Origin of the sequence: Mesoplasma sp. JKS002658 (genome assembly GCF_023566355.1) — a bacterium.
In the GTDB taxonomy this organism is placed as follows: Bacteria; Bacillota_I; Bacilli_A; order Mycoplasmatales; family Mycoplasmataceae; genus Edwardiiplasma; species Edwardiiplasma whartonense.
The window spans coordinates 56,954-80,794 of record NZ_JAKNSW010000003.1; the positions used below are offsets into that span (position 1 = coordinate 56,954).

Sequence of the window (23,841 nt, forward strand, 5' to 3'; positions counted from 1 at the left end):
AATGGCTGGAATTTATGATACTCATACTCACTTAAATGATGAAGTTTACCTACAAATGGATACCACTGCTGGGGATTTAATTAAGAGTGCTCAACAAGCGGGTGTAAGTATGTTAAATGTTGTTGGTTATGATGTGAAGTCATCAAAAATTGCTTTGCGTTATGCCAGTGTTTATCCTAATGTTTATGCAATTATTGGAATTCATCCTAATGAAGCCCAGTATTTTACTTCTCAAGCATTGGATGCTATTACAGAGATGACTAGCGGAAATAATGTGGTTGCAATTGGAGAAATTGGACTAGATTATAGTCGTACTAACAAATTTAAAGAAGAACAAAAAGCAATTTTTATTGCTCAAATTAAAATTGCTTTAGATCGTGATCTTCCAGTCGTCCTCCATGTTAAGGATGTTAAGGACCAAATTCAAGCTTATCAAGATAGTTTAGAAATCCTTGACCAGTACAAAGTAAAGAATGCTGTGATTCATTCTTGAGAAGGCAATGAACAGTTTGCTGAAGAGTTCTTAAATCGTGGTTATTACTTGTCATTTTCAGGAATGATTACTTATCCTGAAAATGAAGTCTTAGCAACAATTGTTCAGAAGATGAGTTTGAACCAATTGTTAATCGAAACCGACGCTCCGTACAATTCTCCCATTCCTTTTGAAGGTAAGGTTAACTACCCACGGCTTGCCCCAATTATTGTGAAAAAAATTGCTAAACTAAAAAAATTAGATAGTGATGATATTATTTCTGCTACCAGGAAAAATGGTGAGCGAATTTTTAGAATTAAATAAAAAAAACTAGGAATAATCCTAGTTTTTCTTGCATTAGTTATTACTTAAGCTTGCTTGCACAAAACCGTTTAACTTGCTTTTAAATTCATCAGCATCAACTGATGCTAACATTTTCTTGTATAAATCCATGGTGTCATTGAACACTCTTTTTCCCTTAGGAGTAGTGTAAATGTTATTTTGACGACGGTTAGAACGATCTTGACGACGTTCTACAAACCCTTCATCTTCTAAAGTGTTTAGCGTTCTTGCTACTTTAGATTTATTTACTCATAAGATTTCCCCAATTTTTTCTTGGTTTAAACCTTCGTTAGAATAAACAGTTAACACGTAGAATAAGTTATCAGCGTGAATGTTGTATTTTTTGTTGATTTCTTTTTGGATTTTTTTTACAAGGTTGAAAGAATCTAAAGCAAAGTTAGTAACAACAGAAAAATTTCTATCGTCCATAAAAATTTTCTCTCCTATTTCTAATTTTCCTTAGTTAAGGTTTGACAATTCGTGATTTAAACTAAATCTTCGAAGTTCAAGACCTTATCTGCCCAATTTGTTTCAAAATTGATGTCGTGAGTTGTTAGAAGAACAGTGCCTTCAAAAGCTTGGATCGCTTCTAAAAGAGCCTCTTTGGCTAAGACATCAATATGATTAGTTGGTTCATCGAGAATTAATAGGTTACATGGTTGTAAACTCAGCGCCGAAAGTCTCACCTTGGTTTGTTCTCCTCCCGAAAGTAAATTCATCGGATGGTTCATCAAGTTCGACTTAATTCCAAATCTTCCGATAGTTTGTCTAATCTCACTATCAGTCATCATTGGATATTCACGTTTTAAAAGTTGAACTGGGGTTTCTTCGCCAAATTGTTCAATTTGGTGGAAAAAGGCCACACTCACCCCGTTCCCGAGTTCGACTTGCCCTTTAAAGGGGTTTAATTCTCCTGCTAATGTTTTTAAGAATGTAGTTTTACCAATTCCGTTATAACCCTTCACAATTGCCTTTTCCCCTTCCCTCAATTCAAAATTTAAGGGTCGTTGTAGTAATGAAAAATCATAACCTATTTCTAGGTTATTAATCTTAGCGACTACACTTGCACTTGGTCTTCTGTAACGAAAATTCATCTTTGGTTTGACTAAATCTCTGCGTTCTTCTAACACATTCATTTTATCTAATTGTTTTTGTCTTGATTGAGCGCTTGCAGCAGTTGAAGCTCGAGCTTTGTTTTTTGCCACATATTCTTGCAGTTTGTTAATCTGTTGTTGTTGACTTTTAACTGCTTGATCATACTGGTATTTTCTTAACTGTGATAATTCCAGATATTTGTTGTAATTTCCCACATAGCGGTTTATTTCTCTATTTTCGATTGCGTAAATAACGTTGACTGTTTGGTTAATAAAGTCGTTGTCATGGGAAACTAAAAGAAAACTATTTTCATAATTTTGTAAAAACTTTGCTAGTCATTCCACTTGCTCAACGTCTAAAAAGTTGGTTGGTTCGTCAAGTAAGATAAAGTCATCGTTAGCTAGTAATAACTTTGCTAATAAGACCTTTCCTCGTTGACCTCCTGATAGTTCACCAAGAGTTTTATTTAGGTTAGGAAGTTCAATTCCTAAACCATTAACTAAGTTTCCAACTTGTTTATCAATTTGATCAAACCCCTGCACATTTAGTTGTTCTTGTAATGCCAGCGCTTTAATCAAATCCGCTTCTTGATACTCAACAGCCATTTTTTCATAGATTTCGTGAATCTGATCGTTAATATCGTATAAATTACGATAGGCGTCTTTTAAATAATCATCAACTTTTAATTTCAAATCGATATCTTGGTGTTGATCTAAATATCCCATTTTTGCTCGTGGGTGTAATTCGACATTACCTTGATCGAAAGTGATTTTTTCACTAATGATATTTAATAAAGTAGTTTTTCCAGCACCGTTCGGTCCTAGTAGGGCAACATGTTCCCCTTTGTTGATACGAAGAGAACTGTTTTTATAAAGTAATTTATTTCCATTGGCGTGTGTCAAATTTTCAATAAATAATATACTCATAACCCAATTCCCTTTGCTATATTGTTTAGCACAAACTTACACAATACATTTTAATTATAGTTTATTTCCGAAATACTTTCTATTCGACAACGATTTAAAAAAAGACAGTTTTTATTGATTACAGTGTTAATTTAACTCATTTTTGTTAACATTCATTTCGAAACTTTAACTCCTATGAATTATATTATTTTTTGATTATTAACTAAACAAACAAGTTACAAAAACAACTTTTTTAAAGGTTATTTATTTGAATTTTGATTAAATTATGGTATTTTCCTAAATTAAAGAATTAATTTGGTAATAATTTTTGGAAAGATTAATTCTGGGTTAGAATAAAAAAAGTATGCATAAATCAAAAAAGATCAAGAGTAATTGATACGATCAACCCTTTTTTAAGTGGTTATATGGAACAAAAACATCTTCTTCAAAACAAAAGGTTTCTTTAACTACTGAACAACAAAAAGAGTTAGTTCGTTTGAATGGTGGGTGGGATGAAGATAAACTTTTTATTCCGATGATGACTAAACGTGAAGCAATGCTGCGCTATGCAAGTACGTGAAAAGCTATCTGGTTTTTTTGTTTGCCAACAATTGTTTTGATGGTTGTCCAAGGACTTTATAACATTTTAGATAAATCACTTTCCTTAATTTTTGTCACTCCCAACGCGATTAAAAACCCGCTTTATTTACAATATATGGTTGGAGATGATAGTCATTCGATTCTTTTGCAAAGTTTGAATAATACCACGGGGATTGCTAATGATCATGGATTATTTATTGCTACCTTAAAACAATACTTTCAATTAAACAATCAACAAGCAGAAACAGTTTTTAATTACTTTAAGATTGAAAATGGCATCGATTTTGCCGATCCTACCAACGGTCCACTTAGCCTTTTAAACTTTCTTAAGGATAACAACATTTCTATCACGAGTGCAAAGATGAAAGAGTACATTAATGTCTCCACCCAATATACGGTGCAATCATATAACATTGTGCTTTCTTTTACTCAGATTTTAGCCATTGGAGCAGGAATGCACTATTCTACTGAATTTGGGAAAAGAAATAAAGAAAAGCTTAAAGAAATTGCTGGGAATGGGTTAACTTATTCTTTTTTGGGTTCAATTATTATCGGAGTAGTTTTATTTGCTTTATCTTATCGTCCATGAGGACAAATTTTAATTGCTTCTCAAATGGGTCATAACCAAAATTTAATTGTTGAAGAGTTAGCTTGAAAAGATGTTCAACCCCTAATTTATGGAATTAGTGCCATCTTTTTAGCGTTTATGAGTATGAACATGTTGCGTAGTGAAGGAAAAATGATTCATATCATGATTATGACAATCACAAGTTTGGGAGTGAAATTTCTTACCTCAATCTTATTGATGAAATATACTGATTTAGAATTGACTGCTGCTCAATTAGGAACAATCTTTTCTTTTTTATACCAGTTTATCTATTGTTTAATTGTGATGTTTTTTAGTAAAGTGACTTATTCTAACTTTAGTTTTCACGATTTGTTTAATCTTCGCTTGAAGAATTTAACTTATGCTTTGAAGGCTGGATTTCCTAACTTTATTAATTACTTTTCTTTTGTGGTGAATGGCTATTTAACCACATCATTGGTAATCCGGTTACCAGCATCAAGATCTGGACCTTCAATTGAAGCTAACGGGGGGGTATCAATTCTTCAACAATTAATTTCTTCAATTACTCCGTGAAATGAGTTTATTCTTTCAGCAGTCGTAGGATTAAATCAAGGGGTCCGAACAATGATTGCTTATAATGATGGGGCAGGAAAAAACGACCGAATTTTAGAAATTTTGAAACGTTCAAGTTGACTGATGTTGGGGTGATTTGCTTTTATTTTAATGTTAGTTTTTGCAATTGGTCCTTACATGTTAGAACTTTTTGCCTTTCCTTCTACTTATGCTAAATATGGGAATGAATTTTACTGGTATTTAATTCTTTTCTTTATGTTTTACCCTTTAGCATGTTTTAGTTATATTGATTTGGGTTTATTTCAAGGAAAGGGACGAACGATCGCTGCAACAATTGCTTCTTCGCTGCGTTCGCTGGTTATCTTTGTTCCCTTAACTTTAATTGGGTTTTTCACTGCTAAGGGAGTAAATAATCCGCTGTGATACTTTTTCTTTATTGGTTTAACTGATTTGATTTCATCATTTATCTTGATTCCGATGTTAATTGGGTTTTATTACCAACAAAAAGCAACGCACCAGTTGAAGAATAAGGGTGATGACAAAATGACTCTTGCAAGCTATAACAAGTTTTTAGTAAAGTATGGAGTTGATCAAAAACAACAAAAGCAAGCCCAAATTAGTTATGAAGAAATTGTTGATAATTTGGAAAAAACTCATTTTCGAAAATAAAAACCGCGTTTAAATTTCGACGCGGTTTTTACTAACTTGATTATTTTTACTATGAGCAATATTTAGTGATTCTTTTTTTGATGGTAAGCCATGAGTATGTTTAGGAGTTACTCTTAGCTTGTGAATACTAATTTGAGTGCTTAGTTGGTATCACGAATCTCGTTCGCGCAAATGAATAGCGATTTCTCTGGTGTTGTTATACTTGTGGTATTCACTTAAAGCAAAGATAATCATCACTGAACTTAAAGCATCCATAACAATTCCTACTCCTGTAACAATCTTTGAAATCTTGTCATTTGGTCAGGGAGTGATTGTTAAAAGACTAGTTAATCCAAAACACATCCCAACAATTCCGATTAAAAAAGAGACTATATCGAAAATAAAAGAATTTTGTTCATGGCTTACCAATTTAGCTTTAACCAAATCGGTTTCTTTTTTATTTAAAGTTTTATAAATTTTATAACCATAAAAGAAAGATATCAAGGCAGCAACTACAGAAATACTGTCTACAACCAAAGTGGTTAGGGTAAAAATGAAGGCATCTTTGTTTCGCAGTGTTTCTTTTTCGCTTCAAAAACTTGCTATTGCACAAAGACTAAGAATTCCAAATAAAATCCCACAAATCCCAAAACTGATACTAATATAATCAGCAGTGGTCACGATCTTTTTAGTTTTTTTACTATTGCTATCCATAAATGCTTTCCTCTAACACATCAGGTTCTAAATAAACCGATTTGATTAATTGCATATTTAGTCATTATAGGACCAAAAAAGAAAAAAACAATCTTTTTGATATAATTTCAGTAACAAAGGGTAGGAAATAATGGTAAAAAAGCAAGTTCAATCACCAAAACTAAGCAAAATCAAAAAAAAGCAACACCGATTAACAAAAACTGCTTTCTTAACCATGAATGAGGTTCGCGACCAGTTATTTGACCAAAACTGACGCAACGATACGCTTTCACCCTTAACTGCTCGTCAGTTTTGAAAGTTAACTAGAAACTTGATTCCTCGTGAAGAAAAGGTCATTTCAGCTTTATTTGCTACCAACAGTGCTTATTCTCTAGTTCAGCGGTTGTATGTAGTAATTGTTACTGATCAACAGATTTATCAACGTTCTTCAGCCACAGACAATATCATCAATAACCAAATCAAGGTTTATTCTTATGACAAAATCAAAGGTATCCGTTTATGACAAGATGCTTTTTTAGATTCACGAATTTATGTTGATCTTTACCTATCGGGGTGAAAGTATCGTATTTGAAAGTTAGAAACTGCTGATCCAACCAGTACAATTCACTTTAAAGAAACAATTAAACGATTAAGAACTAGCCATGAATTTGAAGTTGATTCTAATCCACAACACCAAATTGATTTCAAGCAGTTAAATCAGGAGTTGCAATTAGAAAGTCAAAAACTACCAAAACGTAAAAAGTTTACTTGGTTTAAACGCCGCCAAAATTCTTATTGCGATGTATAGAAATGCAACAATTATTTGATAAAAGATTAATCAGGACTTTGAAGCGGTTTTTGCTAAAATAAAATTAACTAACAAAGAAAAGGTCGAAAGCATGGGTCAGAATAATAAACGTGATATTAATATCTTTGGGTTGAGTGCTAGTCAAGCACTTACTAACCAGATTTGTGAGCAACTAGGTATTGAACAAAAAAAAGTACAAACAATTCGGTTTGCTGATGGGGAAGTATTGGTGCAATCCTTAGAATCGGTTCGAGGAAAAGAAATCTATGTTGTCCAATCAACCAATCAACCTGTTAATGAAAACTTGATGGAGTTATTAATTGCTTTAGATGCTTTTAAGCGTGCTAGTGCAGCAAAGATTAATGTGGTTATGCCTTACTTTGGGTATGCTCGTCAAGATCGTAAGGCTGGTTCTCGTCAACCCATCACCGCAAAACTGGTAGCTGATTTGCTAACTGTGGCTGGAGCTAACCGGGTAATTACAGTTGACATTCACTCAGCACAAACAATGGGATTTTTTGATATTCCTTTTGATAACTTTGAAACTTCACAAACTTTGGCTGAACAAATTATTAATACGATTATTAGTGATAAATTGGATTATCAAAATTGTTTATTAGTTTCTCCAGATCACGGAGGGTTAACCAGAGTTCATAAGGTTGATGAATATACTCATGGTTTAACTGAAGGTGTAGCGGTAATTGCTAAGCGTCGTCCAGAACCAAACAAAGCAGAAGTGGAATTTGTTTTGGGAGATATTGAGGGAAAAACTTGCTTTATCATTGATGATTTAATTGATACAGCAGGAACTATTGTTAATGCGGCTAACGCTTTAAAAGCTCATGGAGCCAAGGAGATTTATATTTTTGCTTGTCACGGTTTATTCAATGGTCCAGCAATTGAACGTTTATCAACAGCAATTAAGGATGAGGTGATTAAAAAAGTGGTGGTAACTAACACGATTGAAATTCCTGAAACTAAACACTTTGAAGGTTTAGAGATTGTGTCAGTAGCGAGTTTAATTGCTCCGATGATTCAAGCAAGTGTTAATGATGAATCGTTATCTCATGTTTATGATCAAGCTAAGGAAAAAATTCATCAAAAAGTAGAAAAGTACATTAAAGTTCACTAATGAAAGTTGTTGTTGGTTTAGGCAATCCTGGCTCAGAATATGCCAATACCCGTCATAATGCGGGTTTTCTTGCTGTTGATGTCCTTTTAGAAAAGTACGGATGAGAAAAAACTAAAAATGAATTTAATGGGGAAGTTTATTTCAGTCAAGTTAATGGTGAAAAGGTTTATTTCCTTAAACCCTTAACTTTTATGAATAATTCAGGACAAGCGATTCAAGCGTTGATGAATTATTACAAAGTTCCACTCACTGATTTAATCGTTTTATATGATGAAAAAGACTTTCCTCTTGGTCGTGCTCAATTTAAAGAGCAAGGTTCAAGTGGGGGTCATAACGGGATTAAAAGTATTGTTCAATCTCTAAATAGTCAAGGTTTCAAACGTTTAAGAATTGGTATTGGTCAACCTCAAGCACACTATAGTTTGGTTGATTGGGTTCTTTCAAAGTTTAGCAAGGATGAACTTGCGACATTAAAATCAACAGTTAATCAAGTTGTGATGTTTTTAGAAGATTGAACTAAAGGCGAAGGCTTTGATAAAATCATGAGTAAGTATAATTACTTAGTTACTAAGGGAGAAAATAATGGATAAAGCGAAGTATTTCTATGTCACTACCCCAATTTACTATCCAAGTGGAAACCTTCATCTTGGACATGCTTACACCACAACTTTAGCAGATATTCTTAACAGGTATAAACAAAGTCAAGGTTATGAAACCTTCTTTTTAACTGGTAGTGATGAACACGGACAAAAAATTGAAAAAAAAGCCCTGGAGATGGGTTTAGCTCCTTTAGCTTATTTGGATGAAAAAGTTGAACTATTTAAAACTTTATGAACCAAGCTAGGAATTGGTTATTCTAAATTTATTCGTACCACTGATCACGAACATACCACAACAGTAAAAAAAATCTTTACCAAACTATTGGACAAAGGTTATATTTATCCTGGATTTTATGAAGGGTTGTATTGCGTTTCTTGTGAAGAGTTTCTAAATCCTGACCAAATTGATGAAAACGGGTTGTGCAAAGTGTCACACGACGCTCCTCAATTAGTAAAAGAAGAAACCTATTTTTTAAAGGTTTCTTCTTTTCAAGATTTTATTAGTGAATTATTAAGTGGAGAATTTATTCTCCCTGTTTATCGTCAAAACGAAATGTTAAAGAACTTTGTTGATCCTGGTCTTAAAGACCTTTCAATTACCCGAGTATCGTTTGCTTGAGGAATTCCGATTAGCGAAGATCCAAAGCACGTTGTCTATGTATGATTAGATGCTTTGACCAATTATTTAACTGCGTTGGGTTATCTCCAAGATGATGGTCAATTATTTGAAAAATTTTGAAGTAATCAAAGTGAAATTGTTCAACTGGTAGGTAAAGAAATCACGCGTTTTCACGCGATTTATTGACCAACAATTCTTAAAATGCTAGATTTAAGAATGCCTGATAAACTTTTAAGTCACGGGTGAATTGTTAATGATGGTGAGAAAATGTCAAAGTCATTGGGAAATGTTATTGATCCAATCGCTTATATTAACCAGTATGGTGCTGATGGACTTCGCTTTTATTTAGCTTATGAATTACCAATTAACAAGGATGGTAACTTTAGTGAAAGTATGTTTATTGAATCTTTTAATGCGCATTTAGCCAATAATGTTGGAAATTTGATTTCGCGAGTTAATAACATGATTAGTAAATATTTTGATGGTTATTTAGGTGATGATTTAACAATTACTTCACCTTTGATGAACCAAAAGATTAATCAAGTAATTGATGATTTTCAACAGTTAATGGATGAATATGATCTTAGTGGTGCGGTGCGTAAGGTGCTTGATTTTTCAAGTTTTTGTAATAAGTACATTGAAGAACAAATGCCCTGAGTGTTAGCAAAAGAAGAAAAACTCGACCAGTTAAAAGTGGTTTTAATGGATTTGCAAAAAGCAATGACTACGATTAGTTATTTATTAAAACCAGTTTTAGTTTTTAGTTATCCATTAATGGTTAATCAATGTGGAGTTAGTGAACCAGAAGTGCTTAGTTATGGAGAATTAAAGACTTATCAGAACTTAAAGTTTAAGAAACTTGGTGAAAAAAAGGTTTTATTTGAACGAATTAAACCAGTTGTTTAGGTTGAATTTATCCTGTTTTTTGATTTTAGAGTTTATAATCAAAATTAGTTAGAAGGAAGTTTTCATGAATAAAAATCAAACAAGTGATGCGACAATCCAACAACGTTCGGCGATTTTTTTGCAGATTGTTTATAGTTTTTGTGAACTGATTCTTGGTTTTCCCCTATTTGTGCTTGGTTGTGTTGCCCTAGCTCATCCTGGGATTTGAAATGATGTTCAAGCTGGTAATGCTCGCGACTTAAAGGTCCAAGGTAGTTATGCAGCAATGCTGGTTGTGGGAATTTTACTCTTAGTTTTATTTGCCTATTCAGTTTATGTGTTGGTAGTGATGCTAAAAGAACGTAAGAATCAAGACGGCGTAAGTTTAAAAACTGCTAATTTAGTTTTGGGTTCTTTGAATTTACTTGGTTATAGTTTGATTCGTGAATCTCACGGGATTATTTCTAAGCGTCGTCAACATAAAATTGCTAAGAAGCAACAAAGAGAAACATCAACTTCTGTTCATAATTAGAAGAAGCGAAATGTAATTGTAAAAAACCAGTTGAGCACACAGCTATAATACTGGTTTTTATTTTTTATCGTTCTCAAAATGAGAATGATAAAAAATAAAGTGTTAGAATAAAAAGCATGAAAAACTTAAATATTTAGAATTATTAAAAAAGAAACGATGAATTAATGAAGAAATTATTAACGATTTTAGGTGTAATTAGTTTAACTAGTATTAGTGCGGTTAGTGTTGTTGCTTGCTCTTCTAAAAGTAGTTCAAATCAACCTGATGATGGGGATGAGAATCAAGAATTAATTACTTCTTTGATTAATCAACTAACCACAACTGGAAAAACAATTGGTAACCAAGCAACTCAAATTAGTACCTTAACCACAACTAATGCGAATTTGAAAACCCAATTACAAGGATTGGTTGATACAACCACTGCCAACCAAACCCAAATTAATACTTTAAGCACAACGATGAGTACGAATCAAACTCAACTTAATACCTTAATTGCCACCAACACGGATTTAAACAATCAATTAGTAGATTTAATTAACAGCAACGTTACTAACCAAGACAACATTGACACCTTGCTTGCCACTTTAATTGCCAACCAACTGCAATTAAGAACTTTATTTGTCACTCAAGGATCATTATCGACAAAAATTAGTACGTTAACCCAACAGTTAAGCACAGCAAATACTAGTTTAATTTCAGTTCGTGCTGGAACCAGTTGAAAGATTAGCACCACTGATACAACTAATAAATCTTTAATCAGAAACTTCAAGAATGCCGCCACTGGTCAATGAAATGTGGAAAAATGAATGTTAAAAACAGGTACTTCTTATGGGCTTGATCGTTATATTAACGGAATTGAATTCGATCCTTTTGGAACGTGAACTGCGAATACGACTACCACTTTAAATTACTTTGCTCAATTAGGGTTTAAAGCATCATTGGTAAACGGATCGACCCAATGACAAACCACAGCGACCACGACTGGCAACCCTTCTTTTAAGACCCTTGCTTTAAGCAGTGACGAGCAAGCGACTGCTTTACAAAACCAACTGAGTGTAGCTAAAGAAACAATTAACAGTAATACTGGCACAATCAGTAGTTTAACTACCACAAATCAAAACTTGAATGCTACAATCACTTCTTTAACCACGATTAATAAGAATCAAGGTGATTTAATTAATGCTTTGAATCAAGATATTATTACCCAAACTGATCAAATCAATAGTTTAACTACTACTAACAATAACCTTACCACTAGTATCACTTCGCTAAAGGATGGGAACGCTAGTCAAAGCGATATAACTACCACGCTTAATGACACCATCACGAGCCAAAACACGCAAATCGGAACCACAAGTTCTAGTAATAATGTTTTGCAAATCCAAGTTAATGATTTGACTAATCAATTAGCCACTGCTAATACTGAACTAACCCAGGCTACCAATAGTAATGGGTGAGTGATTGATACTACTGATACCACCAATAGGACCATTACCAGAACTTATAAAAACCCGAACACTGGTAACTGACAAACTGAAAAAGTAATTGTTGCTACGGGAGGAACCACGCTTAACCGCACTATTGATGGTACTAGTTATCCTTATCAAAATGCAATGAACGCCAATGAAGGAACTGCGCAAACCTTTTTTAAATCATTAGGATTTAACCTTGTGCAGGTCAATAGCCAGTGGGTCTTTAGTATTCTTGAAGCCTAACTTTTCTGCTAAATTTTCCAGTTAATTTGTCATGGTTTTCTTACCAGTAATGATAAAATCAACTTAGTTTTAATGGTCAAAGAATTAAAGCTTTTACAAGTTATATGTCAAAGATATAACTCTTCGATTAATCTGATTAAAAGAAAAGGAAATATCAAAATGAATGACCAAAATTATGAAGTCATTGTCGTTGGTGCTGGACATGCTGGAGTAGAAGCTGCTCTTTCGAGTGCTAAGATTGGCAAGAAGACTGCCTTGATTAATTTATATGATGACAAAATTGCCACAATGCCGTGTAACCCAAGTATCGGAGGTCCTGCCAAGGGGATTGTCGTGCGTGAAATTGATGCGCTGGGAGGAGAAATGGGCAAGGCAGCTGATGCCACTGCTTTACAAACTAAACTTTTGAACTCTTCTCGTGGACCAGGAGTTTGAGCCTTGAGGGTGCAATCTGATAAGATAGCGTATTCAAAATATATGGAAAATGTTGTAAAAAACACCCCTAATTTAACCTTAGTAATTGGTGCTGTTCTTGATTTAATTATTGATGAACAAAACCATATTCAAGGTGTGATTTTACAAGATGGACGAAAAATAACTGCCCAAGCGGTGGTTTTGACAACTGGGACTTACTTGAAAGCAGATGTTTTAATGGGTCATAGTCGGACAAGTTCAGGACCAAATGGAGAAATGACCACCACGGGGTTATCAAAAACCTTAGCTGATTATGGTTTTATGCTATCGCGTTTTAAAACCGGAACCCCTCCCCGAGTCTTTCAAGATTCTGTGGATTTAAGTCAAGCAAGTTTAGAACCAGGTACTGATGCAAAGCTTTCGTTTTCTAGTCAAACCAAAACCTTCACTTCTTTAGAAAAACAAGCAATGTGTTACTTAATTCACTCTACACCCCAAACTAAAGCGATTGTTGAAGCAAATTTAGCGGCCTCAGCGATGTATTCTGGTAAAGAAGTAGGCACAGGGCCTCGATATTGTCCAAGTTTTGAAGATAAAATTGTCCGCTTTGCTTCTAAAGAGACCCACCAAATTTTTATTGAACCAGAATCACTAAGTTTGAACACTTTTTATGTACAAGGCTTTTCAACATCAATGCCAATTGAAGTTCAAGACCAAATGTTAAGAAGTCTACCAGGATTTGCCAACGTACGGGTACAAAAATGAGCTTATGCAATTGAATATGATTGCCTTGATCCTCAACAATTAAAGCCAAGTTTAGAAACCAAGTTAATTCATGGTTTGTTTACTGCAGGACAAATTAATGGCACAAGTGGATATGAAGAGGCTGCAGGACAAGGATTAATTGCAGGAATTAATGCTACAAGATTAATTGATGATCAACCACCTTTAATTCTTGGCCGTGATCAAGCTTATATCGGGGTCATGATTGATGATTTGATTACCAAAGGAGTCTGAGAGCCCTACCGTTTATTAACTAGTCGAGCTGAACACCGTTTGTTATTAAGAAATGATAATGCTGAAGCTCGATTGAGAAAAATTGGTTATGAAATGAAGCTGGTTTCTCAAACTGACTATGAAGAATTTTTAGAACAACAAGCAAAAGTTGAACAAATTGTTAGTGAATTAAAAACGACACGATTTTCGCCAAAAAGTGAATTGGCAATGCGGTTAATTGCAACTAGTCAAGCAGTGATTAATCAAGGTTTGAGTGCCTATGAGATTTTAAAACAACCAAAAGTTGATTTAAAAGAATTTGAACCTTATTTCCCTAGTTTAACAACTATTTCTGATACCCTTGCCCAATCAATTGTGATTAACTGTCGGTTTGAAGGTTATGTTGAAAACGAAAAAAAACAAGCTGCTCGCTTTGCTAAACTAGAGCGAAAACTAATTCCTACGGATTTAAACTATGAATTAGTTGCCAACCTTGCTACTGAAGCGAGACAAAAACTAATGAAGGTCAGACCGTTTTCAATCGGTCAAGCTTCTCGAATTACAGGAGTTAATCCTGCTGATATTCAGATGTTGTTATTTTATTTAAAGAATAACTATGCTCTTGATCAAAAAACCTATAATTAATCGAAATTGTTGAAAAAAATCATGCAGAAGAGCCAGAAGAAAAGACAATAAATGAATTGCGGAAAGAGCTTTGCTAATTTATAATTAAAAAACGAAAAGGTATTGATCAATATGCGAAGAGAAGTGACAAAGGCTGATTTTGCGAAGATGAAGGCGAATATCAAGAAGAATCGTGATTTTATAATGTCTGATGAAAAAGTTGTTCGTACTTTAGAAATCTTGTCTAAAGAATAAAAATGTCTTAAACAACCTTTAAAGGTTGTTTTTTTGTTTCTTAAAAAATAATCCTGTGTTTTCCCCACTTTGTTATAAAATCTAAGTATATTTTTAGGAGCAATTCAATGGAGAGAAAAGCAGGCCAGACAAGAACAAAATCCTTTGAATTTATGACGCTATTTATGATGGTACTAGGAACAGTGGTTGGATCTGGTATTTACATGAAAAATAGTGAACTATTACAACAAGCTAAAAATCCAATTATTGGGATTATTCTATGGTTGATCGTGGGAATTGTTTGTGTGTTAAGTGTCATCGTTTTTATGGAAATTTCTTCTTCGACCCGTCATTTTGGTAACGGGACAATGGGAAACTGAACTAAGTTATTCATTAGCCGAAAGGTTGCTTCTTTTTTTAGTTTAACTTACGTCTTTATGTATATGCCCAGTTGTTATGCGTTTTTTACAGGTTCATTTGTCACCTTTTTATTACAGGCGATTGGTAAAGAGATTACACCTTCAATTCAATTAACGATTTATTTAGTCGCGGGAATTGTTATTTTGTTAGGGTTTACAACAATTAATGTTTTAAAACCGATTATTGGGGAGAAACTTCAGTTCTTTGGGACGATTTTCAAGTTCATTCCTTTAATTGTTGCTTTAATCGCTGGTTTTTGTTTAATTGATAAAAATTCAGCGATGTTCAATGGGGGTTATGCAGGAAATGATTGAAGTACTCACCAATGAGATCCTTCCTTATTTTTACGCGGATTTGGGGCAATTCTCTTTTCTTTTGATGGTTATGTTTATATTTGTAATGCTCAAAAAGGGGTAACTCATAAAGAACAAGTTCCTAAAGCGTTATTCTTTGGGATGGTTTTTGTCACTGCTTTTTATCTCTTGATTGCAATTTCTTTATTTTTAGGTTCACCTGATGGTTCAATTGTTTCTTTGTTTGAAAAGATGTTTGCTGGCGGGAAAAGCGGTGAGGAAGTTTCTTTAAGTGTGCGTAATGCTTCACGAATTACTTCTAACATTTTGCTAATGATTATTTGTCTTTTAAATGTTAATGTTTTTACAATCATTGGTGCTACTTCAATTGAATCAGATGCTGATGCGAAACTTTTATTTATTGGCAAAGATAAAACTAGTGTTAGTCATGCAAAAACCGCCTTCTTCCAAGTTGGGGTTTCGATTGTAGTTTATGTTGTTTTTATTTTAATTGGTTTTTTAATAACCAGTCACGGATGAAACGGAATTCATACTGATTTAAACTGAGTTAATGACAATATATTCAAAGGTGTTCCTTCAGAAAGTCAAGCATTAATTTATTTTTTCAATAAACCTTCTGAATATATTGGCATTATTGCTTCTGCAGACACCGCGATTGCCTTTATCATGATTGATGTTCTCATCTTTGCAGCAGTTATTAATCGCAAAACTAATAAGGTCAAGGTTGAAAAATATAATGGAGTTATTAGTTGTGGGATTATTTCAGGAATTTTTATGTTCTTGTTTTCAATTCTAGGAATTTATGCCTTTATTGATCCTGACCCTAATCATAAAACTCCTTGAGTTCAAACCAGTGGTATTTGGTTTACCGTCTCGATGATAGTTTCTTTATTAATTGTTTTAATTGTTTTTTTAATTCAAGAACACCTCTTTAAGAAGTATCCGTTTAAAAATGGGTTTGACGGAGAATTATCTGCTGAACATAAAAAAATTCCTAGTTGGGATCAGGTCTTCTTTCCTAGCAAAAATTCTGGGAAAGAAAAGCGTAAACACCGATAATTGATTTTAAAAAAAGAGGGAAAAAAATCAAGGATTTGTTATATTCTTTTTATATTAAGAGAGAAAGGGTTAAAAATGATAAAAAAGCATCGAATTAGTGAGCAAACCTTTGAATTTCTTACCCTTTTTACAATGGTGGTAGGAACTGTCATTGGCGCTGGAATTTATATTAAAAATACTGAAATTATTAAAGCAACCCAAAACCCGATTATTAGTATTATGCTTTGAGCAATTGTGGGTCTGGTTTGTTTTTTGAGTGTCTTAGTGTTTATAGAAATATCATCATCAACTAAACACTTTGGTAACGGAACAATGGGAAACTGAACTAAGTTATTTATCAATCGCAAAACTGCTTCATTTTTTGCTTTGCTTTATTTAGTTATTTATACACCTGCCTTTTATGCTTTATTTACCGGGACGTTTATTTTCTTTTTGTTTCAGCTTATTGGTATTCAGTTAAGTGCGGGTCTTCAATTAATTCTTTACTTAAGTCTGGGAATTTTTATGATGGTTTTCTTCGCCTTATTTAATGCTTTTAAACCAAAGTGATCAAAGTGATTGCAAGTGGGGGGAAATATCTTTAAATTTATTCCTTTATTTATTGCCCTGGTCGCTGGATTTGTTTTGAGTGGAAAAAATGGTGCGATGTTTAACCAAGGGTTTTATCAAGGTGAACATTTAGGTGATTGATCACAGCACAACTGGAAAGCAACTAGTTTTTTCCGGGGATTTGGGGGAATTATGCTTTCTTTTGACGGGTTTTATTTTATTGCTAACTCTCAAAAAACTGCTACTCATAAACAAGTAGTACCAAAAGCTTTAATGGCGGGAATGATTTTCGCAGCTTCATTTTATGTCTTAATGGCCATTTCTTTATTCCTAGGCTCACCTGATGGTTCAATCGCCTTCTTGTTTAAAAGAATGTTAGGAAATAGTTCTATCGCTGCAAAAATCATTCCTAACTTAATGATGATGCTAATTTGCTTTTTAAACCTTAACATCTTTAGCATGATTGGAATTCTTAACTTAGAGTCTGATGTAGAAGCAAAATTATTGTTTGTGGGTGAACGTCGGGGAAAGATAAGTAAATTTAAATGTGCGGTGATTGGAATAACAGGAGCAAGTTTTTTCTATATCCTTTGTTTAACGATGGGAATTTTTATTCATCGTGGCGATTGACACGGGTGGACTACAATGAATAATTCTTTAAGTGAACGACCAATTGAATTTATTGGTATTATGGGGTCAGTGGGTTCAATTCTTTCGTTTTTCATTGTTGATGTTCTCATCTTTGCTGCTTTAATTAACCGCAAAACTAATAAGGTCAAGGTTGATAAATATCCTGGAGTACCGATTTTAAGTATTATTTCAGGAATCTTTGTAACTATTTTTATTTTGGCAGGACTTTACACTTTTATTGATAGTGACCCTACTCATAAAACCCGTTTTGTTGATACTAGTGGAATGTACTTTTTAATTCTTTTTGTTAGTCTAATCCTTTCAACTGTAATTGCGTGGTTAATTCAAGAACAATTCTTTAAGATTCATCCCTTTCCTGGTGGATTTGATGGGTATTTGGATGACGAAGATTTTTCTCCCTTTATGTTTAAATTTAAACCTTGAAAGAATTATTATCGTCGTGATCCAAAATCAAAATCATCACCTAAAAAAACTAAAAATGATAAAATGAAGTAATGTAAGGAGAACTATTTAAATGAATTGACCTAATCGCTTAACTTTGTTACGTCTGATTTTAGTTCCAGTAGTCATTGCTTTAGTTTTAGTTTCTTATTATGCAGAAATTAATCAGTTAGCTTCGCCAACTTGAAAATGAGCAATTAACAATGGTGATTTTCACTTACCTGTAATGATGCTAACTGGTGGTTTGGTATTTATTGTAGCTTCTTTTACTGACTTTTTGGATGGTTATATTGCAAGGAAATACAATCAAGTGACAACTTTTGGGAAGTTCTTCGATCCGATTGCTGATAAATTACTAGTTAACTCTGTGCTTATCTTGTTTGCAGTTACTAAAATGTTACCAGTGTGAATTACAGTGATTCTAATTTTACGAGATATCTTTGTAGACTTTATTCGGATGAATTTAGCAAGTAAGGGAGTCACTCTGGGGGCAGGAATTTATGGCAAGCTAAAAACAGTCTTTCAAATGGTTGGGTTAGCTTTATTGTTCTTTATTAATTACTTGTATTTCCATAACGGTTCATCAGCTAATCAAGTTTTAGGTGATGAATATAGTTATTTAAATCAACTTGTATTAATCCCGATTTATTTGGCCACTATCTTTAGTTTGTATAGTGGTGGATTGTACTTTAAAAACGGATATAAGGATTTATTCAAACATGAAGGCAAGTAACTTTGACCAGTGAAACCTTTTTGATCAATGTATTAATGTTAATTTAACCCCTTTGGTGAAAGAACAATTAAATAACTATTACCAGTTATTAGTTCAAGAAAATGAAAAGTATAATTTAACCCGGATTATTAATGAAACTGATTTTTATTATAAGCATATTTTTGATTGCTTATTGTTCACCAACCAATTTAATTTAGACCAACAAAAAGTTGCTGATATTGGTAGTGGAGCAGGATTTCCTGGGATTGTTTTAAAGATTTTCTTTCCGCAATTAACAATGGTATTGATTGAAGCCAGCCAAAAGAAAGTTAATTTTTTGAAGTTAGTGATTAATACTTTAGACTTACAGGGTATTGAAGTAGTTAGTGATCGTGCTGAACAATATAGCGTCTTACACCAAGAAGAGTTTGAAATAATCGTTTCTCGAGCAGTTGCTTATTTGGATATTATTCTTGAATTAGGAGTACAAATGCTCAAAGTTGAAGGAACTTATATTTTATTAAAAGGACCGCGCGCTGAAGAAGAAATTACTAGAAGTGGTAATTTAGCAGAGAAATTAAATTTAAAGTTGGTGAATAAGCAAGTTCTGGTTGATAAGTATTTAGGTGTTAGAGTTAATTTGTTTTATCAAAAGTTAGGTAAAACACCAAGAGATTATCCTCGAAGTTATCGGGTGATTAAAAAATCAAGTGGTGGGTTCGAATCATAAGTGTAGAAAAACAAGGAGAGAGTAAAGATGAGTTTAAAGGTCGGTATTGTTGGTTTGCCAAATGTTGGTAAGTCAACCCTATTTAATGCGATTACTAATTCACAAGTAGAGGCTGCAAACTACCCGTTTGCTACAATTGAACCAAATGTTGGTGTGGTTGAAGTTCCAGATGTGCGCGTAGATTTTTTAAGTGAGAAGAACCAATCAAAAAAAGTGGTTCGCACAACGATTGAGTTTGTTGATATTGCTGGTTTGATTAAAGGCGCCTCAAAAGGTGAAGGTTTAGGAAATGCTTTTTTAGCTAACATTCGTGAAACTGATGCGATTTGTGAAGTGGTACGATGCTTTGATGATAAGGAAATTATGCATGTAGAAGGGGCTGTAGATCCGATTCGTGATATTGAAATCATTAATTTAGAATTGGGTTATGCTGATGAGGCATCAATTGAAAAACGTCTTGCTAAATTGGCTCCCAAACTAAAGACTAATCATGATAGCGATTTAAAAGCAGAATACGACTTGTTAATTAAGTGCCAAACTACTTTGAAAAATAACCAGTTATTAAGTGAATTGATTTTAAATGAAAAAGAAACTCAGCTTTTAAAAACCTTCCAACTTTTAACTGCTAAACCCTTTATTTATGTAGTAAACGTTGATGACACGACTTTAAGCGAAGATAATCATTATGTGCAACAAGTTAAAGCCTTTGCTACTGCTCATCACGCTGGGGTAGTAAAAATTTGTGCCAAGATTGAAGCTGAACTCTCTGAAGTCAGTTTGGCAGAAAAACAAGAATTTCTTGCCGATTTAGGTGCTGTGCAAACTGGATTGGATGAATTAATTCAAGTCTCATACACCACTTTAGGATTGCGAACTTTTTTCACTACAGGAGTCCAAGAAACTCATGCTTGACAAATAAAGACTGGTTATACTGCTCCTCAGGCCGCAGGGGTAATTCATACCGATTTTGAAAAGGGATTCATTAAAGCTGACGTTTACTCTTTTGATGATTTTGTCAAGTATGGATCAGAAAAGGGAGTAAAAGATGCAGGAAAGATGCGTTTGGAAGGAAAAAACTATCAAGTTCAGGACGGAGACATTTGCTTCTTTAAGTTTAATAAGTAGAATATTTACACAAAATGTTAATAAGGGGTCTTAATATCTTGTTGATAGCTTGCTTTATTTATATAATCAAAGAGGAGATTGTATAGAGAGGAACGCATCTGTGAATAAAAACCTTCGAATTTTTTCTTATGTTACTTTAACATTTTTTACTATCCTGTTTGCTTGCCTGACAATTGGTCTTTTTTCCTACTTTTTAATCTATTGATTGATTTTAGGGGGCAATATTCATCACCAAACTTTAGAAATTCATAAACTAAACATTAATGTTTTTTATTGATGTTTACCAATGATTGGTGGAGGCGCTTTGTTAACCATTTTTTATGCTTTTGGTTGCGAGTATCTTAAGAGAAGTAAGGAATACAACCCCTACTTTTTATTAGTATTAACAATTTTTTCAGGAATCTTTCCTTGTTTAGTTGCTTTAATCGCTGCTATTAGTCAAAAATCAACAGCAAAAAAGACTAGTAAAGAAAAGTCAAAAAGAAAACTAAGATCATAAACGGTCCTAGTTTTTTTTATCTAAAAAAGCAAATTTTTACCTCATCCTTTCAAAAAAACACTTAAACGTTACTAATTGGAAAAATATTTTAATTATTTGTTAGTTTACTATTTTTTGTGAGTGTATATCTTGTAGAATAACAAATGAGAAAGGTAAAAAGCCCCTCAAAATTCCTTCATTGATCAGTATTCATCTCTATTAGAATTGATAGAGAAATAAAACAATAAATTAAAACACTATATAAATTTTTTAGAGAGGATGAAACTGATGAAAAATGTCAATATGGTTTCTATTGATTTAGGAACAAAAAATTTGATTGTTAAAGTTAATGATCAAATTGTCTACGACCAACCTTCGATTATTGTTTTTGATAATGAAAGTGGTCAAGTGTTTATCGGTGAAGAAGCGTTAATTATGCGTGATAAATCACCAACCAATAAACTTGTGCGTGAGCCTTTAGCTAACGGAGTAATTTCTGATGTTAATGCTTTAGTGGCGTTATTAACAGAAATTTTTGTAAATATCGTGCAAGTTAATAATAAAAAAATTTGAAAATGAGGATCTTTTTGGAAGAACTCGGTGGTGTTGGTGGCTGTACCTTCAAAGATTTATCGTTTGGATGAAGATGTCTTAAGACAAGCTTTACACGGTAACCAACCAGCAAGAATTACTAACTTCAGTGAAAAGTTTAGAAGATATGAATACTTTAGCAAGGTAATGAACGCAGAAAAAATTGTGATCATGCCTGCGGTTAAATTAGCAACAATTGGTGCTGGAATTTCAATTTGAGATTCACAAGGAGCATTTCTTCTTGATATTGGTGCTGGAACTTCTGATTGTTCGATTGTAGCTACTGGAGATATTATTGTTCAAGATTCAGTTAATGTTGCTGGTAATACTATCGATGCTGCGATTCAAAAGTATTTAGAAGATAAGCATTATATTTCAGTTATCAGAGAACAAGCAGAAAGCATTAAAATTGAAGTTGGAATCAATGTTCAAGGTCATGATGACTTAAAAGATATTGATAAAGAAATTGCGATTTATGGAAAAAGCTTGAAAACTGGAAAACCAACCAAAATCATTTTACAAAAAGAAGAAATTCAAGGAATTATTCTTGAAGCAATTGAACCAATTGTGAACCTTTGCAAATCAATAATTCTGCGTTCTGCAGCAAGTTTTGCAAAAGTAATCCAAGAAAACGGTTTAATTTTAACTGGAGGAGGATCTTTATTGAGAAATATTGATCTTTATCTATCTCAAAGATTAGACTTAGAAAAAGTAATTATTGCTCCCGAACCACGTCATTGTGTAATTAAGGGAACTGAAATTTATGAAATGTATAAAAACGACTTGTATGATAAAGAATTTATCAGACCAAGTAGATAGGCGAAAGGAGAGAGAAAGAAATGACACATTTTAAAAAATGACAATTTAAAAAGAGTGCTACTTTTAATGACTCGATTGCGGGTTATGAGTGGTTATGTATGGATGTAGGAACAGAAAACATGAAAGCTCGTTATGTTAACACTGGTCTACGTTTTGATGAACCTTCTTATATTGCTGAAGATTATGAAAAGAACCGGGTTTATTATGGTGAAGCTGCCAAATCTTTGGTTGATAAAGTTAATGAACATATTACTATTAAACGTCCTGTACGTGATGGAAATATTGCTGATCCTCAAGCATTAGAAAGAATCTTGATTAGAATTTTTGACCACTTCAAAATTTCTAAAGCAACCAAAAAAAAGTTAGTGGTAATTATGGCCACTCCTAGTGATATTAATCCAGTGCAACGCCAAGCATTAGAAAGTATTGTAACTAAACTTGGTGCTAGTCGGGGATTTGTTCAAGAAGAAGTAAAGATGGCCGCTTTGGGTTCTGGACAAGATATCTTCGGAACTTCAATTATGTCAGTTGATATCGGTGGTGGATCAACTGATATTGCCGTAATTGCTAAGGATTCAATCTTGCATTCAGCTTCAAGCTACTGTGCTGGAGATTATTTAACTGAAAAGATTCGTGAACATATTTTAAGTACTAAGAGTGTACATATTGGGTTAAAAGAAACTGAAGATTTAAAAAAAGCGATTGCTTCTTTAGTGCCCGGACCAAACGAACGCCCTTACCGTGTAAGCGGGTTATTAATTCCTAAAGATAGTGCTAAATCTGGAGAAGTACTTTCAATTTCAAAAACAATTTATGTTACTCCTGAAGAAATCAGAGAAGTAATGATTCACGAGTTCCGTGAACACGTTATTCCTGCAATTAGAAAGGTGTTAAGACTTTCAACTGAGAAAGCTTTAGGATCAGTTGCTGACTTAAAGAAACTTGGTAAAGGAATCACCATTTCTGGTGGTGGAGCTTACATTAAGGGAATTGATAAGTTTATTCAAGCAGAATTAGCCAAAGAATACCATTTAGAAGATTTTGATCAAAAAGGGAACTTAATTTCTAGTGAGGTTTATGAAGGGGACGAATTTGAAGTTCGTTGTTCTGCTGAGCCTTTATATGATGTAATCAATGGTTGTGTAAAGTATCGCGATGAAATTTATCGTGAAATTCTTGAAGAAAAGAAATTCAACTCTTTTAGAAAAACAAAAAGTGATATCTATAGTTTAAGTAGATAGTCATAAAACCAAAACCTCCTAGTAAAATAGGAGGTTTTTATTAACTTTCAAAAATATAGTTTAATTACTAACTTTTTTATAGTATATTTAAGGTGTGTAAAACACAAAGGCATCCACTCCTATATTTAATAGGAGATTGCAAAAATTTCTCATATTTATTCATTTTAGATTTGTATTTACTTCCATCTTATCTTAGAAGAGTACAATAAACGTTAATGACGATGTTTCAGATATTTATTCCTGTATAATTCTGGGTA

At 33.3% G+C, this 23,841-nt stretch carries 21 protein-coding genes; 18 read left to right on the plus strand and 3 right to left on the minus strand.

What is annotated here, in order from left to right; translation table 4 throughout:
- Position 1: 1 nt before the first annotated feature.
- Positions 2–796: a TatD family hydrolase gene (locus LD125_RS03310; protein WP_250136643.1), complete on the plus strand. Its 795-nt coding sequence runs from the start codon at positions 2–4 to the stop codon at positions 794–796.
- Between the two features lie 33 nt (positions 797–829).
- Here LD125_RS03310 and LD125_RS03315 read toward each other — a convergent pair whose 3' ends face one another.
- Together LD125_RS03315 and LD125_RS04035 are read right to left on the minus strand one after the other, a co-directional pair.
- Positions 830–1,243 (minus strand): MarR family winged helix-turn-helix transcriptional regulator, encoded by a 414-nt coding sequence (locus LD125_RS03315; protein ID WP_250136644.1) that lies wholly within the window; start codon positions 1,241–1,243, stop codon positions 830–832.
- A gap of 56 nt (positions 1,244–1,299) precedes the next feature.
- A complete protein-coding gene (locus LD125_RS04035) occupies positions 1,300–2,835 on the minus strand; it encodes an ABC-F family ATP-binding cassette domain-containing protein (RefSeq protein WP_250137204.1) in 1,536 nt (511 codons plus the stop codon).
- Between the two features lie 343 nt (positions 2,836–3,178).
- On the opposite strand from LD125_RS04035, the gene LD125_RS03325 reads away from it, so the two are divergent.
- A complete protein-coding gene (locus LD125_RS03325; RefSeq protein ID WP_250137203.1) occupies positions 3,179–5,224 on the plus strand; it encodes an MATE family efflux transporter in 2,046 nt (681 codons plus the stop codon).
- A 9-nt stretch (positions 5,225–5,233) separates the two neighbouring features.
- Here the strand turns inward: LD125_RS03325 and LD125_RS03330 are convergent, their stop codons facing one another.
- Positions 5,234–5,917, minus strand: coding sequence for a DUF373 family protein (locus LD125_RS03330; protein WP_250136647.1), 684 nt, complete (start codon positions 5,915–5,917; stop codon positions 5,234–5,236).
- Positions 5,918–6,047: 130 nt separating this feature from the next.
- On the opposite strand from LD125_RS03330, the gene LD125_RS03335 reads away from it, so the two are divergent.
- The 16 genes from LD125_RS03335 to LD125_RS03405 all read left to right on the plus strand — a co-directional run bounded on the left by LD125_RS03335 (position 6,048) and on the right by LD125_RS03405 (position 23,584).
- Positions 6,048–6,704: a hypothetical protein gene (locus LD125_RS03335; RefSeq protein ID WP_250137202.1), complete on the plus strand. Its 657-nt coding sequence runs from the start codon at positions 6,048–6,050 to the stop codon at positions 6,702–6,704.
- A 91-nt stretch (positions 6,705–6,795) separates the two neighbouring features.
- Positions 6,796–7,836 carry a ribose-phosphate diphosphokinase gene (locus LD125_RS03340; RefSeq protein WP_250136649.1) on the plus strand — a complete coding sequence of 347 codons (1,041 nt, stop codon included), beginning with the start codon at positions 6,796–6,798 and terminating at the stop codon, positions 7,834–7,836.
- Positions 7,836–8,426 carry an aminoacyl-tRNA hydrolase gene (pth, locus tag LD125_RS03345; protein WP_250137201.1) on the plus strand — a complete coding sequence of 197 codons (591 nt, stop codon included), beginning with the start codon at positions 7,836–7,838 and terminating at the stop codon, positions 8,424–8,426. The genes LD125_RS03340 and pth overlap by 1 nt, the downstream gene beginning before the upstream one ends.
- Positions 8,419–9,960: a methionine--tRNA ligase gene (metG, locus tag LD125_RS03350; RefSeq protein WP_250137200.1), complete on the plus strand. Its 1,542-nt coding sequence runs from the start codon at positions 8,419–8,421 to the stop codon at positions 9,958–9,960. Before pth ends, metG begins: the two co-directional genes overlap by 8 nt.
- A gap of 64 nt (positions 9,961–10,024) precedes the next feature.
- The gene (locus LD125_RS03355) at positions 10,025–10,471 is read left to right on the plus strand and encodes a hypothetical protein (RefSeq protein WP_250137199.1); all 447 of its coding nucleotides are present in this window, start codon (positions 10,025–10,027) and stop codon (positions 10,469–10,471) included.
- A gap of 164 nt (positions 10,472–10,635) precedes the next feature.
- Complete coding sequence (locus LD125_RS04040) at positions 10,636–12,186, plus strand: lipoprotein (RefSeq protein ID WP_250137198.1); 1,551 nt, start codon at positions 10,636–10,638, stop codon at positions 12,184–12,186.
- 159 nt (positions 12,187–12,345) lie between these two features.
- Positions 12,346–14,241: a tRNA uridine-5-carboxymethylaminomethyl(34) synthesis enzyme MnmG gene (gene mnmG, locus LD125_RS03365; RefSeq protein ID WP_250137197.1), complete on the plus strand. Its 1,896-nt coding sequence runs from the start codon at positions 12,346–12,348 to the stop codon at positions 14,239–14,241.
- Positions 14,242–14,352: 111 nt separating this feature from the next.
- Entirely contained in the window at positions 14,353–14,475 is a 123-nt protein-coding gene (locus LD125_RS03810; RefSeq protein WP_284069457.1) for a hypothetical protein, read from the plus strand.
- A gap of 152 nt (positions 14,476–14,627) precedes the next feature.
- Positions 14,628–16,247, plus strand: coding sequence for an APC family permease (locus LD125_RS03370; RefSeq protein ID WP_250136656.1), 1,620 nt, complete (start codon positions 14,628–14,630; stop codon positions 16,245–16,247).
- A gap of 75 nt (positions 16,248–16,322) precedes the next feature.
- Positions 16,323–17,942, plus strand: coding sequence for an APC family permease (locus LD125_RS03375; RefSeq protein WP_250137630.1), 1,620 nt, complete (start codon positions 16,323–16,325; stop codon positions 17,940–17,942).
- Positions 17,943–17,961: 19 nt separating this feature from the next.
- Entirely contained in the window at positions 17,962–18,621 is a 660-nt protein-coding gene (gene pgsA / locus LD125_RS03380) for a CDP-diacylglycerol--glycerol-3-phosphate 3-phosphatidyltransferase (RefSeq protein ID WP_250137629.1), read from the plus strand.
- Entirely contained in the window at positions 18,608–19,330 is a 723-nt protein-coding gene (gene rsmG, locus LD125_RS03385; protein WP_250137628.1) for a 16S rRNA (guanine(527)-N(7))-methyltransferase RsmG, read from the plus strand. The genes pgsA and rsmG overlap by 14 nt, the downstream gene beginning before the upstream one ends.
- Positions 19,331–19,357: 27 nt before the next feature.
- Positions 19,358–20,455, plus strand: a complete 1,098-nt coding sequence (gene ychF, locus LD125_RS03390; protein WP_250137627.1) for a redox-regulated ATPase YchF — start codon at positions 19,358–19,360, stop codon at positions 20,453–20,455.
- Between the two features lie 100 nt (positions 20,456–20,555).
- The gene (locus LD125_RS03395; RefSeq protein ID WP_250136661.1) at positions 20,556–20,954 is read left to right on the plus strand and encodes a hypothetical protein; all 399 of its coding nucleotides are present in this window, start codon (positions 20,556–20,558) and stop codon (positions 20,952–20,954) included.
- A gap of 267 nt (positions 20,955–21,221) precedes the next feature.
- On the plus strand, positions 21,222–22,343 hold the full coding sequence (locus LD125_RS03400; protein WP_250136662.1) for a rod shape-determining protein: 1,122 nt from the start codon (positions 21,222–21,224) through the stop codon (positions 22,341–22,343).
- A 20-nt stretch (positions 22,344–22,363) separates the two neighbouring features.
- The gene (locus tag LD125_RS03405) at positions 22,364–23,584 is read left to right on the plus strand and encodes a rod shape-determining protein (RefSeq protein ID WP_250136663.1); all 1,221 of its coding nucleotides are present in this window, start codon (positions 22,364–22,366) and stop codon (positions 23,582–23,584) included.
- The last annotated feature ends 257 nt before the right edge of the window (positions 23,585–23,841 follow it).